The sequence below is a fragment of the Streptomyces roseoviridis genome (assembly GCF_039535235.1).
GTDB classification, from domain to species: Bacteria; Actinomycetota; Actinomycetes; order Streptomycetales; family Streptomycetaceae; genus Streptomyces; species Streptomyces roseoviridis.
Genome location: NZ_BAAAWU010000001.1, coordinates 6,705,770 through 6,720,172 on the forward strand (window position 1 = coordinate 6,705,770; position 14,403 = coordinate 6,720,172).

Annotated in this window: 10 protein-coding genes and 1 pseudogene; 6 read left to right on the plus strand and 5 right to left on the minus strand. The window is 75.8% G+C overall.

The annotated features are described in order from the left end of the window. Positions 1 to 1,473, minus strand: a complete 1,473-nt coding sequence (locus ABD954_RS30335) for a sugar transferase (RefSeq protein ID WP_345490885.1) — start codon at positions 1,471 to 1,473, stop codon at positions 1 to 3. Positions 1,474 to 1,824: 351 nt separating this feature from the next. On the opposite strand from ABD954_RS30335, the gene ABD954_RS30340 reads away from it, so the two are divergent. The 4 genes from ABD954_RS30340 to ABD954_RS30355 all read left to right on the plus strand — a co-directional run bounded on the left by ABD954_RS30340 (position 1,825) and on the right by ABD954_RS30355 (position 6,243). Then, positions 1,825 to 2,712, plus strand: coding sequence for a glycosyltransferase family 2 protein (locus tag ABD954_RS30340; protein ID WP_345490887.1), 888 nt, complete (start codon positions 1,825 to 1,827; stop codon positions 2,710 to 2,712). Between the two features lie 551 nt (positions 2,713 to 3,263). After that, positions 3,264 to 4,625 (plus strand): glycoside hydrolase family 6 protein, encoded by a 1,362-nt coding sequence (locus ABD954_RS30345; protein ID WP_345490889.1) that lies wholly within the window; start codon positions 3,264 to 3,266, stop codon positions 4,623 to 4,625. Between the two features lie 283 nt (positions 4,626 to 4,908). Next, complete coding sequence (locus ABD954_RS30350) at positions 4,909 to 5,958, plus strand: M4 family metallopeptidase (protein WP_345490891.1); 1,050 nt, start codon at positions 4,909 to 4,911, stop codon at positions 5,956 to 5,958. Between the two features lie 78 nt (positions 5,959 to 6,036). Further along, positions 6,037 to 6,243 (plus strand): cold-shock protein, encoded by a 207-nt coding sequence (locus ABD954_RS30355; RefSeq protein ID WP_345490892.1) that lies wholly within the window; start codon positions 6,037 to 6,039, stop codon positions 6,241 to 6,243. A 110-nt stretch (positions 6,244 to 6,353) separates the two neighbouring features. Here ABD954_RS30355 and ABD954_RS30360 read toward each other — a convergent pair. After that, positions 6,354 to 7,600 (minus strand): annotated as a pseudogene (locus ABD954_RS30360) (sialidase family protein). A gap of 129 nt (positions 7,601 to 7,729) precedes the next feature. Then, positions 7,730 to 8,449, minus strand: coding sequence for a TetR/AcrR family transcriptional regulator (locus ABD954_RS30365; protein WP_345490894.1), 720 nt, complete (start codon positions 8,447 to 8,449; stop codon positions 7,730 to 7,732). Between the two features lie 120 nt (positions 8,450 to 8,569). On the opposite strand from ABD954_RS30365, the gene ABD954_RS30370 reads away from it, so the two are divergent. Both ABD954_RS30370 and ABD954_RS30375 read left to right on the plus strand, forming a co-directional pair. Beyond that, a complete protein-coding gene (locus ABD954_RS30370; protein ID WP_345490896.1) occupies positions 8,570 to 10,204 on the plus strand; it encodes an amidohydrolase in 1,635 nt (544 codons plus the stop codon). Positions 10,205 to 10,290: 86 nt separating this feature from the next. Further along, a complete protein-coding gene (locus tag ABD954_RS30375) occupies positions 10,291 to 11,040 on the plus strand; it encodes a hypothetical protein (RefSeq protein ID WP_345490898.1) in 750 nt (249 codons plus the stop codon). A 242-nt stretch (positions 11,041 to 11,282) separates the two neighbouring features. Here the strand turns inward: ABD954_RS30375 and abc-f are convergent, their stop codons facing one another. Together abc-f and ABD954_RS30385 are read right to left on the minus strand one after the other, a co-directional pair. Further along, entirely contained in the window at positions 11,283 to 12,920 is a 1,638-nt protein-coding gene (abc-f, locus tag ABD954_RS30380) for a ribosomal protection-like ABC-F family protein (RefSeq protein WP_345490900.1), read from the minus strand. A 642-nt stretch (positions 12,921 to 13,562) separates the two neighbouring features. Continuing rightward, complete coding sequence (locus ABD954_RS30385; RefSeq protein ID WP_345490902.1) at positions 13,563 to 14,336, minus strand: SGNH/GDSL hydrolase family protein; 774 nt, start codon at positions 14,334 to 14,336, stop codon at positions 13,563 to 13,565. Between the last annotated feature and the right edge of the window lie 67 nt (positions 14,337 to 14,403).

The window sequence follows — 14,403 nt, forward strand, 5'->3', positions numbered from 1 at the left end:
TCAGTACGCGCCCGTTCCGCGCAGGACCGCCGGGCCGGTGCGCAGCAGGATCACCGCGTCGAGGCCGAGCGACCAGTTGTCCACGTACGCCAGGTCCAGCCGCACGGCCTCCTCCCACGGCAGGTCGGAACGGCCGCTGACCTGCCACAGGCCGGTGAGCCCCGGTTTGACCAGCAGCCGGCGCCGGACCTCGTGGCTGTAGCCGGCGACCTCCTCGGGCAGCGGCGGGCGCGGCCCGATCAGCGACATGTGCCCGCCGAGGACGTTGATCAGCTGGGGCAGTTCGTCCAGCGAGTAGCGGCGGAGCGTGGCGCCGACCCGGGTCACCCGCGGATCGTCGCGGACCTTGAACAGCAGCCCGTCGCTGTTGTGGTTGGCGTGCGCGAGCTCCGCCCTGCGGGCCTCCGCGTCGGGCCGCATCGTACGGAACTTCAGCATGGTGAACTGCTTGCCGTGCAGCCCCACCCGCACCTGCCGGAAGAGCGCCGGGCCCCGGCTGCCGAGCCGCACGGTCAGCGCGACCGCGCACATCAGCGGGGACAGCAACAGGAGCAGCACGGCGGCGATCAGCCGCTCGGCCACCTCCTTCGGAAGCCGGGCGAGCCGGGAGAGCCGGGGCGCCCGGACGTGCAGCAGCGGGACGCCGCCGACCGGCCGGACCTCAAGCCGGGCGGCCGCCACGTCGCCGAGCGCGGGCGCCAGCAGGAAGTCGCCCCCGGCCGCGGCCGTGCTCCACGCCAGCCGACGCAGCAGGGACGCCTCGATCTCCGGCGCCGGCAGCACCACCACGGCGGTCCCGCCGCCGAACGCCCTGATCGCGCCCGGCACTTCGTCGACCCCGCCGAGCACCGGAACCCCGAACGCGTCGACCTCCCGGGCGTTTCGCGGATCGGTCAGGCAGACCCCGGCGATGTCCATGCCCTGGAGCGCCGACCCCGCCGGGGCACCGGCCCTCCCGTCGCGCAGCAGCGCGGTGAGCAGCTCGGCGACCCCGCCGGCCGGGCCCACCAGGACGGCGGTCGTACGGTTCCTGCCCCGCGCCCAGCCGCGGCGCAGCCGGCGCCGGACCACGAACCGGGCGGCCAGCGACAGCGCGGCGGCCGCCGGGGCGGCGAGCATCATCTCGTGCGCCACGCCGAGGTCCCCCGCGACCCCCCAGCCGGCGGCCGCCGCCAGGGCCGGCAGCACCAGCGCACCGCGCAGCACGCGCCGGTAGACCTCACCGCCGGAACCGAGGGGGCCCCGGGCATGGGCGCGGTGCGCGGACAGCACGGCCACCCAGGCCGGCGGCAGGCCGAGGACGACCGGCCAGTGGCCGCCCGCCCGCAGCACGAGCAGCGCGGCGACGACCGCCGCGGCGGTGTCCGCGGCCAGCAGGACGATCTGGTGTCTCCTTCGCCACCACAGGCGATGAACGTCGAAATGTGTGGATTCGACACGATGCCGCTCATGCGTGACCGGCAGGACGGTCATCCATTCCCCCCAAGGGCGCTTCACGCGCACCCCGCCCGAGTCTCCGCGGCCTTCCCCCCATTCGCCCGCGACCACGACGGCACACGGGCAGGGGAAGGGCGGCGACGGTCGACGAGGGTACGCGGCTCTTCCGCCTGACCGAACGGTGCGGACCGAGGTCGCAAGTCTCCCCAGCCACGGCCGGGTCCGCACAGGACGCAGAATCCGCCCGGGACGAGTGTGTTCGTGACCGAGCGGATCCGGCAGCGCTCAATCTAGACCAACTGGGGCAGGCCAGCCAGGAGTTGTGTGAAACTCCTACCGATAGTCGAAGGAACTGTGAGAGTCGGACGCGAGGGTCATACTGGCCGCATGCCCGACGGTCCCAGCATCGTGATCCCCGCGCACAACGAGGAACGCACCCTCGGCCGGCTCCTGGACGGACTCCTCGCGGACCTCCCGGACGGGCCGGCGGAAGGGGAGTTCGACCTCGTGGTCGTGTGCAACGGCTGCACGGACGGCACCGCACGCGTCGCCGCCTCCTACGGCCCGCGCGTCCGCGTCGTCGAGACCCCCGTCCCCTCCAAGCACGAGGCCCTGCGGCTCGGCGACGCGCACGCCCACGGCTTCCCCCGGATCTACGTCGACGCCGACGTGGAACTGGGCGCCGCCGACGCCCGCGCCCTGACCGCGGCGCTGCGCGGCCCCGGCGCCGTCCTCGCCGCCGCACCCGATCGGGAGCTGCCGATGACCGGCTGCTCCTGGCCCGTGCGGGCCTACTACCGCGTCTGGCAGCGGCTGCCCGCCGTACGCGACGGCCTGTTCGGGCGCGGAGTGATCGCCGTGTCCGGCGAGGGCCATGCCCGGCTCGCCGCCCTGCCGCCCCTGATGGCCGACGACCTGGCCGCCTCCCTCGCCTTCGCCCCGGCCGAACGGACGGTGGTGCCCTCCGCCCGGGTCGTCGTCCGCCCGCCCCGCACCTGGCCGGACCTCATCCGCCGCCGGGTCCGCGCGGCCACCTCGACGGCCCAGCTGGAGGCCCACCAGGACCGTTCCGCCCCCGCCGGCACCCCGGCGCCCCCCTCCGCCCGCACCGGCCTCGGCGACCTCGCCGCCCTCCTGCGCGCCGACCCCACCCTGCTGCCCGCCCTCGTCGTCTTCCTCACGGCGGCGCTCGTCGCGCGCCGGGGCGCGCGCAGGGCGGTCCGGTCGGGCGACTTCGCGACCTGGCTCAGGGACGAGAGCAGCCGCCGGGACTGAGCGCTCCGCGCACCCCGCACGCAGCCACCGGGCCGAGCCCGCCGTGGGCCCCGCTCTCAGTCCTCGGAACGGAGCTGCCGTGGGCCCGCTCTCAGCCGTCGGTGCGGGGCTCGGCGTTCGCCCCTCCCTTGCCGTCGGTGCGCAGTCCGGTCGTGCGCCGCGCGCTGAGCCGTCGGTACGGAGTCCGGTCGTGCGCCTCGCGCTCAGTGACCGGGGCTCAGTCGGCCGTGCGCCCCGCGCTGAGCCGTCGGTACGGAGTCGGCCGTGCGCCTCGCACTCAGTCACCCCGGCCGAGTCGGCCGTGCGCCCCGCCCTCAGTCACCGGGGTCGAGTCGGCCGTGCGCCCCGCGCTCAGTGACCGGGGCTCAGTCCGCCGTGCGCCTCCGTGCGCTCGGCGCGCTCGTCGGTCTCCCGCCGTACGCGCCCTTCACCCCGGCCGGCGTCCCGTGCGCCGCCCGTGCGCCGTGCGTTCCGGCGGATCCTTCCGTTCTCGCCCGGCGGATGATCACGCGTCCTACGCTGCACGTGATCACGCCAAGGGAGGTCCTGTCATGACGTACCGGATGCGAGGGCGGCGCTCAGCCGCCCTGGCCGCGGCGGCCGCCGCCTGCGCCGCCTGGCTCGCCGTCACCCCGGCTGCCCGCGCCGGCGAACCGGCCGCCACGGAGCCGGCCGCCACGGCATCCGCGGCCACGGCATCCTCGGCCACGGAATCCGCCGCCGAGTCCGCCGTCACCGATCCGGCACCCGCCGCGGGTCCGCTCACCGCATCCGCCCGCTTCTACGTGGACCCGGACAACGGCGCCGCACGGCAGGCCGTCGTCGACGCCGCCGCCGACGACCAGGAGAACGCGGCGAACATGAGGGCGCTCGCCGGCCTCCCGCAGGCCGCCTGGTTCACCGGCGGCACCCCCGCCGAGGTCCGCGCGGACGCCGCCGGACTGGTCGCCGCGGCCAAGGCCACGGGCCAGGTGCCCGTGGCCGTCGCCTACAACGTTCCGGGCCGTGACTGCGGCCTCTACTCCAGCGGAGGCGCCGCGTCCTCCGCCGCGTACCGCGCGTGGATCGCCGCTCTCGCCGAAGGCATCGGCGACGGCCCCGCCGTGGTGGTCCTGGAGCCCGACGGCCTCGCCGCACTCCCGAAGGACTGCGCGGGATCGGTCGACCCGGACGGCACGCGCACCGCCGAACGCCTCGCCGACCTCGGCTTCGCCGTCTCCACGCTCAAGGCCCGGCCCGGCACCGCCGTCTACCTCGACGCCGGCAACAGCAAGTGGAAGTCCGTCGGCGACATCGCCCAGCGGCTCATCGACGCCGGAGCCGCCCGCGCCGACGGCTTCGCCCTGAACGTCTCCAACTTCCAGCCCACCGGCCAGAGCAACCAGTACGGCACCTGGGTCGCCAAGTGCGTCTGGTTCGCCACCGAGGGGCCCGACTGGGCGCGCGGCCACACCGACTGGTGCGCCGACCAGTACTACTCCTCGGCCGCCCCCAACGACGGCCGGCCGGGCAACGCGGTCCTCGCCGAGGACCCGACCACCTGGCACTGGACCGACGCCTGGTACGACCGGAGCGTCGGCAGCCCGTCCACGGACGAACTGCTCCACTTCGTCGTCGACACCAGCCGCAACGGTCTCGGCCCCTGGCAGCCCGCCCCCGGCGCGTACACCGACCCCGAGACCTGGTGCAACCCGCCCGGCCGCGGCATGGGGGAGCGCCCGACCGCCGCCACCGGCGTCCCGCTCGTCGACGCGTACCTGTACGTGAAGACGATCGGCGAGTCCGACGGCTCCTGCACCCGCGGCACCGGCGGCACGGTGGACCCGGTGTACGGGATCGTCGACCCGCCCGCCGGCGCCTGGTGGCCGGACCTCGCCCACACCCTCGCCCGCAACGCCCGCCCCGCCCTGTGACGCCCGCCCGGCGCCGTGACGCCCGCCCGGCCCTGTGACGCCGGTCCGGCCCTGTGACGCCGGTCCGGCCCTGTGACGCCGGTCCGGCCCTGTGACGCCGGTCCGCCGCTGTGACGCCGGTCCGGACACGTGACGACCTGGCGCCGCCGTAAACGCCGCCAAGAACCTCGCCGGCAACTCCTCGATGCCGCCGGGCCCCTCGACGCGGGGCCCGGTCCTGCGCCATGATCACGCCCGCACCACGCCACCCCCTCACCGCACACCCCCCAACGGGAGGACCTCCATGGTTCGCCGCACATCCCGCGGCCTGATAGCCGCGGCCACCGCCACCGCGGCGCTGCTCGCCCCCGCCGGTGCCGCCTCGGCCGCGGCCTCCGGCCCGGCCCCCGGCACGACCGGACCGCAGGCCCGCGTCTTCATGGTCAACCCCGTGCAGTCCTCGGGGGACCAGACGCTCACCGACGCCAAGGACGCCGCCGGCGCGGTCCCCGCCTCCGCCTACGCCACCGCCGCCCTGCGCGGCCTGGACGGCAGCGGCGGACTGTCCGGACGCTGGGTGACCGTCCGCTCCGACACCGGCGCCTCCGCGAAGACCGCCGACGCCGCCTCGTACAGCCGCGACGACGACCGGTTCGAGCAGGTCATGGCGTACTTCTGGGTCAACGAGGCCCAGGAGTACCTCCAGGGCCTCGGCTTCGGCAGCGAGCTGCCCGGCGCCAACGACCGGCCGCAGCCCGTGCGCATCAACCAGTGGGGCTCGGACAACTCCTTCTTCACCGACAAGAAGGCCGAGATCCGCTTCGGCAAGGGCGGCGTCGACGACGCCGAGGACGCGGAGGTGATCGTCCACGAGTACGGGCACGCCGTGCACCATGCCCAGGTACCCGGCTTCGGCACCTCCCCGGAGGCCGGCGCGATCGGCGAGGCGTTCGGCGACTACCTGGCCGTCACGGTCGGCGCGCACGCCGCCGAGCGGTACGGCTGGCCGGTGAGGGCCGACCTCGCCTGCGTGGCCGACTGGGACGCCGCGTCCTACAGCCCCGCCCCGCACTGCCTGCGCCGGATCGACGGCGACAAGACCTACGCCGACCGCACGGGCCAGGTCCACGCGGACGGCCAGATCTGGTCCCGCGCGCTGTGGGACGTCCGCGGCGTGCTCGGCGCCCGGACCGCCGACCGGATCATCGTCAACGCCCAGTTCGGCTTCGCCCCCGACACCTCCTTCGCGGCCGCGGCGGCGCAGACGGTCGACACGGCGCAGCGCATGTACGGCAAGGACGCGGCGGACGCCGTGCGCACCGCGTTCCGGGCCCGCGAGATCCCCGGCATCTAGCGGCTCGAGCGGTGGGATCCCCGACGTCGCGGGGGGTATCGACAACAGGTACCCCCGCGACGGAAGGGAGCCCTCCCCATGGAGACAGGCAGGAGCGTCGGCTTCGTCACGTCCTTCGACCGCACGGCCGGCTACGGCTTCGTCCTCCCCCTGAACTCGGAGGAACCGGTCTACTTCCGCGTCGATGACGTCGAGGACGGCCACCCCCTCTCGGAAGGCCAGCAGGTGTCCTTCGTCCTGGTCCTCGGCGAGGGCCGCTTCGAGGCGAAGGACCTGCGCCCCTGAGCGGAGGGGACCGGCGCGGGTCGCCCTCGTCGCGCACCCCGGCCGACCTGCACCCGGCACCCGGCACCCGGCACCCGCCGTCACCGCACCCGCCGTCACCGCACCCGCCGTCACCGCGCCGGAGGCGTGAGCGCGGCGAGCGGTACGCGGCGGAAGACGACGGTCTCGTACGGGTCGCGCGCCCCCGTCTCGTACAGCACGCCGATCGTCCGCCCGTCGATCCGGACCAGGTCCGAATAGGCCGCCGGCCGGTGCGAGAGGGTGAGCGCGCGGCCGATGGTGCGGCCGCCGTCCGCGCTGGTCCACAGGGCGAGGGCCGTGCGGGCGGTCGGGACCGAGGGCGCGGAGAGGACCAGCAGGCCCGGCGGCCCCGCCACGTACAGCACACTGCCCTGGACGACCGGCACCTCCTCCAGTCCGGGGTGCGGCGCGAAAGGGCGCTCCAGGGTGGCGCCGCCGTCGCGGGAACGGCTGTCGGCGCGGTGGCCGGGGCCGGTGCCGTGCTGGTCGCGGGTGCTGACGTAGAGCGTGCCGTCGGGGAGTTCGGCGGCCGTCGACTCGTTGGCGTTGACCGTGCCCTCGTACGCCTCGTCGGTGTAGCCGAGCCGCCAGCTGTGCCCGCCGTCGTCGCTCAGCAGCGCGTGCGCCCCGTAGTAGCGCGGCTCGCGACCGGTGTCGGGGGAGCCCGGCGGGGGAGCGGCCGAGTGGTTGGCGGGGACGACGAGCCGGCCGGCGTACCGGCCGTGGGCGAGCGCGAGGGCGTGGCCCGGCCCCGTCGCGTACCAGCGCCACCCGTCCTTCGTCACCGAGGAGGTGATGTCCCGGGGTGCGGAGAAGCTGCGTCCGTCGTCCGTGCTGCGCTGCACGTACACCCGTCGGCCCCCGGCGGCGGTGGCCCGGCCGCGCAGCACCGTGCCCTCGGTCACCGCCCCGTCGTTGCCCGCGCTCACCAGGACCACGTCACCGCTGCGCGGGTCGACCACGGGCGCCGGATTGCCCCGGGTGTCCCCGTCCCCGGCCGCGACCACCGCCGCGGCCCCCAGTTGCAGCCGCCGTCGGCCGACCGCCGCAGCACGATGTCCACGGCGCCCGCGTCCCCGGTGCCGTGCACCCGCCCCTCCGCGAAGGCCAGCAGGGTGCCGGCCGGGGTGCGGACCACCGCGGGGATGCGGTAGGCCGCGTAGCCGCCGGTGCCGGACACGAACGGCACGGAGGACCGGCAGGCGCCGTGCACCGTCCCTCCACGGCCGGGCCCGTGCTCCCGTGGCCCGTCCGCCGCCACGGCCGCCACGACCAGACCCGCCACCGCCGCCGCGTACCCCCGTCGCCGCCACCCGGCCCGCCGTCCCCCGCGCATGCCGCCCACCGCACACCGGAGCCGTGACGCGCGCACCAACACGCCCCCAAGCGGCGGGGGTCGGCGGGTGAAGCCGCGATGAACCACCGGCCGGGGGACGGCCGGTCGCCCGGGGCAGGCGGGACTTCCTCAGGGGGCCTGGCGTCGGCCGTACGAGGCCAGCCGTGCCCCCACCGCGTCGAGGAGCAGCTCCAGCGCGAACGGGTGGCCGCTGTCCCGCATGTCGGCGGCGAGCAGCGGATACGTGGCCGCCACGTTGGGGTGGGTGGCGGCGGGGAGCCGGCCGTACGCGGCGTGCCAGACCCGCTCGTCGTGCTCCCGGGCCGGTTCCGGAAGGGCGAGCGCGGCGGCGTCCAGGGCGGCGAAGGCCAGCGCCTGGTCCGCGAGCGCGTGATAGATCCGGACCGCCTCCCGATCCGGGAACCCCGCTCCGCGCAGCACCCCGAGGATCGCCTCGACCGCCCGGGTCTCGTGGGCGCGGCCCGTCGTGCGGTGCGCCGCGAGGGCCGCGACCTGCGGGTGCGCGAGATAGGCGGCGTGGATGCGCCGCGCGATCTCCCGCAGGTCGGCCCGCCAGTCCCCGGTGGCCCGCCAGCCGGCCTGCGCCCGGCCGACCATCTCGTCGGCGAGGGCGAGCAGCAGGTCGTCGGCGTTGCGGAAGTAGCGGTAGACCGCGCTGGGATCGGCGCCCAGGGCGGCCCCCAGACGCCGTACGGACAGCGCGTCGGCACCGTGCCCGGCGACGAGCCGGAGCGCGGTCTCGACGATCAGCCGCTCGGAGAGCACGACGCCCTGCTTGGTGGGACGACGCCGCCGTCGCCGGTCCTCCGGAACCACTCGTTCGGCCATGGCCGGACCCTACCCGGGACCCCCTTATGACAACACCCTTGACCTGTTGTCGGCCCGCCGGGTTGCATGGCGCCCCCGCACCGGCTCCGCGCCGGTCCCCTCACCTCCAGGAGTACCGACATGAGCACGGCCGACCTGGTCTTCACCGGTGGCCCCGTCTTCACCGGCGATCCCGCCCGCACCCGGGCCACCTCGCTCGCCGTCACGGGCGGGCGGATCACGGCCGTCGGCCACGACGGGATACGCGACCTCGTCGGCCCGCGCACCGAAGTCGTCGACCTCGCGGGCAAGCTGCTCGTCCCCGGCTTCCAGGACGCCCATGTGCACGCGGTCTTCGGAGGCATGGAGCTCGCCGAGTGCGACCTGAGCGGCACCACCGGAGCCGACGCGTACCTCCGCATCGTCGGGGAGTTCGCCGCCGCCCACCCCGAGCACGCGTGGATCACCGGCGGCGGCTGGTCCATGGAGAGCTTCGCGGGCGGCCTGCCGACCCGGCAGTCGCTCGACTCGGTCGTCGCCGACCGGCCCGTCCTCCTGGTCAACCGCGACCACCACGGCTCCTGGGCCAACTCCCTGGCCCTGGAGCTCGCCGGGATCACCGCCGACACCCCCGACCCGGCCGACGGGCGGATCGAACGCGACGCGGACGGCGTCCCCACCGGCGTCCTCCAGGAAGGAGCGTCCGACCTCGTCTCCCGGCTCGTCCCGCCCGGCACCGCCGCCGACCGGCTCGCCGGGCTGCTGCGCGCCCAGGCCCTGCTGCACTCGCTCGGCATCACCGGCTGGCAGGACGCCCTGCTCGGCGCGTTCAGCGGCCGGCCCGACCCCTCCGACGCCTACCTGACCGCCGCACGGGACGGCAGCCTCACCGCCCGCGTCACCGGCGCCCTGTGGTGGGACCGGACGCGCGGCGCCGAACAGATCCCCGAACTCGTCGCCCGCCGCGAGTCCTTGACCCACGGCCGGTTCCGCGCCGGTTCGGTGAAGATCATGCAGGACGGCATCGCCGAGAACTTCACCGCCGCCATGACCAGCCCCTACCTCGACGGCTGCGGCTGCGCCACCACCAACACCGGCATGAGCTTCGTCGACCCCGAGGCCCTCCGCGGCCACGTCACCGCGCTGGACGCCCTCGACTTCCAGGTGCACTTCCACGCGCTCGGCGACCGGGCGGTGCGCGAGGCACTGGACGCCGTCGAAGCGGCCGTCACCGCCAACGGCCGCCGCGGCAACCGCCACCACCTCGCCCACCTCCAGGTCGTGCACCCCGACGACATCCCGCGCTTCGCCCGGCTCGGGGCGCTCGCCAACATCCAGCCCCTGTGGGCCGCGCACGAACCGCAGATGGACGAGCTCACCATCCCCTTCCTCGGACCCGAACGGGCCGCCTGGCAGTACCCCTTCGGCGATCTCGTGCGGGCCGGGGCCACGCTCGTCGCCGGCAGCGACTGGCCGGTCAGCAGCCCCGACCCGCTCGCCGGGCTGCACGTCGCCGTCAACCGCGCCGAACCAGGCGCCACCGACGGCCGGATCTTCCTCCCCGAACAACGCCTCGACCTCACCACCGCCCTCGCCGCCTACACGGCCGGCTCCGCCCACGCCGGCGGCCACGACGACGCGGGCAGCCTGCGCCCCGGCCACCTCGCGGACCTCGTGGTCCTCGACCGCGACATCCTCACCGCCCCGCCGGAGGAGATCGCCGAGGCCCGTGTCGAGCAGACCTTCGTGGGCGGCGTGCGCGTGTACGGGACCTGAACGCGCGCCCGGCGACGCCCCCCACCCCCGGGCCGGCGTCCGTCGGCGGGCACCATGTGCGGGACGCCCGGCACGAGGGGAGCGACATGAGACTGACCATCGGCGGCGACTGGTCCGCGACGGTGACGGGCGAACCCGCCGCCCCCGCCCCCCGGTTCACTGGCAACGCCGTGGACCTCACCGGCTGCGCGGGCCCGGCGGAACGGGAGCGGTTCCTGGCGGCCACGTTCGGCAGCCGGGACTGGCTCTGGGACACGCCCGACCTGCTGCGGTTCGACCCCGGCAACCGACGCCTCGCCGGGGCCGAGTTCCGGATGCCGTACGTCTCCGGCCAAGCCGAGACCGTCGCCGGGGCCCCGGCCGTGCCCGTGGTGCGCCCGGCCGGACTGCTCGCCGACGAGGTACGGGACTTCCGGCTGGAGACGTGCCGGGTGCTGTGCCGCGAGCCCGGCGACACGGCGCTCACCTGCCTGCGCGACCACGACGTGCTCGCCGGGCCGCTGGAGGCGGCGATCGGCATCGCACCGGACGTGGCCCTGCTCGTCCGGCACGGCGCGGTCGTCGGCTGGCGGCTGAACGACCCGGTCCGGCACCTGGCCGCCGCCGGCTCGGCCCCCGACCCCGCGCCGCCCGCCCCCGCCACCCGCCGGCTGCTCACCGCGTGCCTGGACGTCGTCGGCCCCGCGGGCATCGAGGACCTGATGGACGGCGATCCCGCCGCCGTCACCCGCCTCCGCGACACCGACCGGGCGCTGCGAACCCGGACGGAGGACCGCCGGCGGGCCGACGCGTTGCTGGCGCTCCTCGGGGACCTGATGGATGACTACGGCGCCTGAACAGCCCCCGCCCCTCACGACCGGAGCCGGTATCCGCCGTCGCCCTGCCGCCACGGCCGGCCGGGGCCCGGGCACCCGGTGGTTCTCCGGCGCCGACCGCACAGACGGTGGCCGCGCAGGTGATGGCCGCTCGACATGGGCCATCACCCGATACGGCTCACCCGATACGGCTCGACCAATACGGCTCAACCGATACTGCTCGCCCGACACCGCTCGCCCGACACCGCTCAGCCGATGGCCGCTCAGCCGTGGGCCGGCACCGGACGGCCCGCGCGGAGCTCCAGACGGCTGCCGCCGAAGGACGCGCGGAAGCGCTCGTCGTGCGAGACGGCGACCACCGCGCCCGTGAAGCCGGCCAGCGCTTCCTCCAGTTCCTCGACCAGGGACAGCGCCAGATGGTTGGTCGGTTCGTCGAGGACCAGCAGGTCGGCCGGGCGGGTCACCAGGCGGGCCAGCTCCAGCCGGCGGCGCTGCCCCACCGATAGGGCGCGCACCGGGACGACGAGGTCCTCCTCGCGGAACAGGCCGAGGGCGAGCAACTCCTCCGCGTGTTCCTCCGGCAGCCCGGGGCGGCCCTGCGCGTAGGCGGTGAGCAGCGGCTCGGGGGAGGCCGTGGCGGGCAGCTCCTGGGCCAGGTGCCCCACCCGGGCGGGGAGCCGCACCGTCCCGGTGTCGGGGGCGAGTTCACCGGCCAGCACCCTGAGCAGCGTGGTCTTCCCGGCCCCGTTGGGCCCGGAGACGAGCAGACGGTCGCCGGGGCCGAGGCTCAGCCCGTCCAGGGCCAGCCGGTCGCCGACCGTGATCCCGCTGAGTTCGGCGGCCGCGAGCGTGGGGTCCGGCTCCGCGTCCCCGGTGAACCGGGCCTGGAAGCGCAGGGGTTCCGGCGGCGGCGGTACGGGACGGGCCCGCAGCTCCTCCAGCCGGGTCCGGGCCGCCCTGACCTGCCCCGAGAGCTTGTTCTCGCTGGAGCGCCGGTGCTTGCCGAAGCCCTGGCGCGGGTCCCGGCCGGTGGTGGCGAGCCGCTGCCCGGCCCTGGCCACCAGCTCCTCGGTGCGGGCCAGTTCGTCCCGCCACTCCTGGTGCTCCTGTGCCTGCCGTCGGCGGGCGGCGGCCTTGGCCGTACGGTATCCGTCCCAGCCGTCGCCGTAGCGGGTCACGGTACGGGTGTCCCGGTCCACCTCCAGGACGGTGGTGGCCGTCGCCTCCAGGAAGTCCCGGTCGTGGGTGACCGCGACGACGGTGCCGCGATGGGCGCGCAGCCGGTCCCGCAGCCAGCGGACGGCCGCACGGTCGAGGTGGTTGGTCGGCTCGTCGAGCAGCAACAGCTCGGCGCCGGAGGCGAGGACGCAGGCCAGCGCGAGCCGGGACTGCTCGCCGCCGGAGAGACTGCCGATGCGCCGGCCGTACGTCACGTGGGCCAGGCCGAGGCCGTGCAGCGCGGCCGCCACCTCGGCGTCGGCCCGGTAGCCGCCCCGCTCCTCGAAGCGTTCGAGCAGCGCCCCGTACGCGGCGAGCTCCTCGGGGCCGGCCTCGGCCAGCCGTTCCTCCGCGTCGCGCAACTCGGCCTCCATGGCGCGGAGTTCCGCCAGCGCGGCGTCCACGGCGTCCTGGACGGTGTCCCGTGGACCGACGGCCAAGGTGTCGGCGAGCGTCTGGGCGAGCCGGGCGACGGAGCCGGGGAACCGGACGGTGAGCTCACCGGAGTCCGGCGCCTCCGCTCCGGCGATCAGCCGCAGGAGCGTGGACTTCCCGGATCCGTTCTCCCCGACGACGGCGGCCCGCTCCCCGGGCCGGACGGTGAAGGAGACCCGGTCGAGGACCTGACGGTCGCCGTAGGACTTGGAGACGTGGTGCAGGGTGAGCTGGGCGCGGTCGCGCATGGTGATGTCCCTGAGGTGGGTTCGTCTGATCCGGTCGGTGCGCCGCCACGGGCGCGCGGACGGACAGCGCCGGGCTTGCCGGGACGCGGGCGCGCGTCAGCGGCTCAGGCCCTGTCCGGGGCCGGAATCAGAGAAAGAAGTAGTACGAACCCATACGGCCGACGGTAACAAGCGCCGCGGAGAGGCGCATCCGCTTTTCGTGCCGGGCCCTCGCGGGATGGGGTGCGGGTCGGTTGCCCCCGGCCGGGAGCTTCCGTGACCGGACCGCGCGGAACCGCGCGGGGTGCGCGCCCGCTCGGGTAGCCGGTGCGCCCCGCGCGGCCTGCGGGGGAAGCGGACGGATCGGACGCCGCGGCCATGGAGGTCGTCGACGTCATCGAGCACGTCGACGTCATCGAGCACGTCGACGTCACCGAGCACGTCGACGTCACCGAGCGCGTCGACGTCATCAAGCACGTCGCGTACGCGGTCGTCGGGACGACGGCACCCGCTCACCGCCCACGCGGTACACGTGCCGGCCGCGCCCGCACCGGACGGGCCGGCGGGGCGGGCCGCCCGGCACGGCGCTGGCGTGCGCTGCCCGGACGCCTGCCCCGGCAGCACCCCGAGCCCGGGTACGGCCCCGCGCCCGGTCGCGCCCGCTCAGGCGGAGGTCACGGGGAGCAGCTCGGGGCGCTTGGCCGTCCGGCCGTCGCCGGAGGAGCGGCCGCGCAGGCGGCGGCCCAGCCAGGGCCCGAGGAAGCCGGCCGCCCAGGCGACTTCCGCCCCGGCCGCGCGCAGACCGCCGGGCGGCCGTACGGCGGGCGGAGGCAGTGGCCGGGTCCAGGCGTCGTCACTGCCCGGCAGACCGAGCGTCTCGGCGAAGGCGGCGGCGATCCGGGCGTGCCCGAGGGGAGCGGCGTGGAGGCGGTCGCGGCTCCACAGGCGGGCATCGGCGGCGACCGGGTGACGGCCGGTTTCGACGAGGGCGACGCCGTGCGCCCGCGCGGCCTGCCGGATGCGGTCGTTGAGGGCGCTGATCCGCGGCGCGACCGGCCGGGCCGCCGGGATCATCCGGGTGAGGTCGGGGAAGGTGAGGGTGGCGACCCGGGCGCCCCGCGCGGTGAGGGCGGCGAACATCGCCTCCAGGTGACCGGCCACCTCGTCGGCGTCGAAGCGGGGGCGCAGCAGGTCGTTGACCCCGGCCACCACCGTGGCGAGGTCCGGCTCCAGTGCCAGCGCGGGCCCGAGCTGCTCCGCCCGCACCTGGCCCGCCAGCCGGCCCCGTACGGCCAGGTTGGCGTACCGCAGCCCGGGGCTGGAACGGGCGGTGAGTTCGGCGAGCCGGTCGGCCCAGCCGCGCAGCCCGCGGGCGTCGTCGCCGTCCCCGACGCCTTCCGTCTGACTGTCGCCGAGGGCGACGTACCGCAGATACACGCGCCGCTCCCTCATTCACCGCGTAGATTATTCATAAAGTTGAGTATACGCCGAAACGCCGAGGAGG

Bases quoted from the DNA above. Each gene is read 5' to 3' on its own strand.
- ABD954_RS30355 (WP_345490892.1), top strand. From the start codon at position 6,037: ATGGAGACAGGCAGGAGCGTCGGCTTCGTCACGTCCTTCGACCGCACG.
- ABD954_RS30370 (WP_345490896.1), top strand. From the start codon at position 8,570: ATGAGCACGGCCGACCTGGTCTTCACCGGTGGCCCCGTCTTCACCGGC.
- ABD954_RS30350 (WP_345490891.1), top strand. From the start codon at position 4,909: ATGGTTCGCCGCACATCCCGCGGCCTGATAGCCGCGGCCACCGCCACC.
- ABD954_RS30375 (WP_345490898.1), top strand. From the start codon at position 10,291: ATGAGACTGACCATCGGCGGCGACTGGTCCGCGACGGTGACGGGCGAA.
- abc-f (WP_345490900.1), bottom strand. From the start codon at position 12,920: ATGCGCGACCGCGCCCAGCTCACCCTGCACCACGTCTCCAAGTCCTAC.
- ABD954_RS30335 (WP_345490885.1), bottom strand. From the start codon at position 1,473: ATGACCGTCCTGCCGGTCACGCATGAGCGGCATCGTGTCGAATCCACA.
- ABD954_RS30345 (WP_345490889.1), top strand. From the start codon at position 3,264: ATGACGTACCGGATGCGAGGGCGGCGCTCAGCCGCCCTGGCCGCGGCG.
- ABD954_RS30340 (WP_345490887.1), top strand. From the start codon at position 1,825: ATGCCCGACGGTCCCAGCATCGTGATCCCCGCGCACAACGAGGAACGC.
- ABD954_RS30365 (WP_345490894.1), bottom strand. From the start codon at position 8,449: ATGGCCGAACGAGTGGTTCCGGAGGACCGGCGACGGCGGCGTCGTCCC.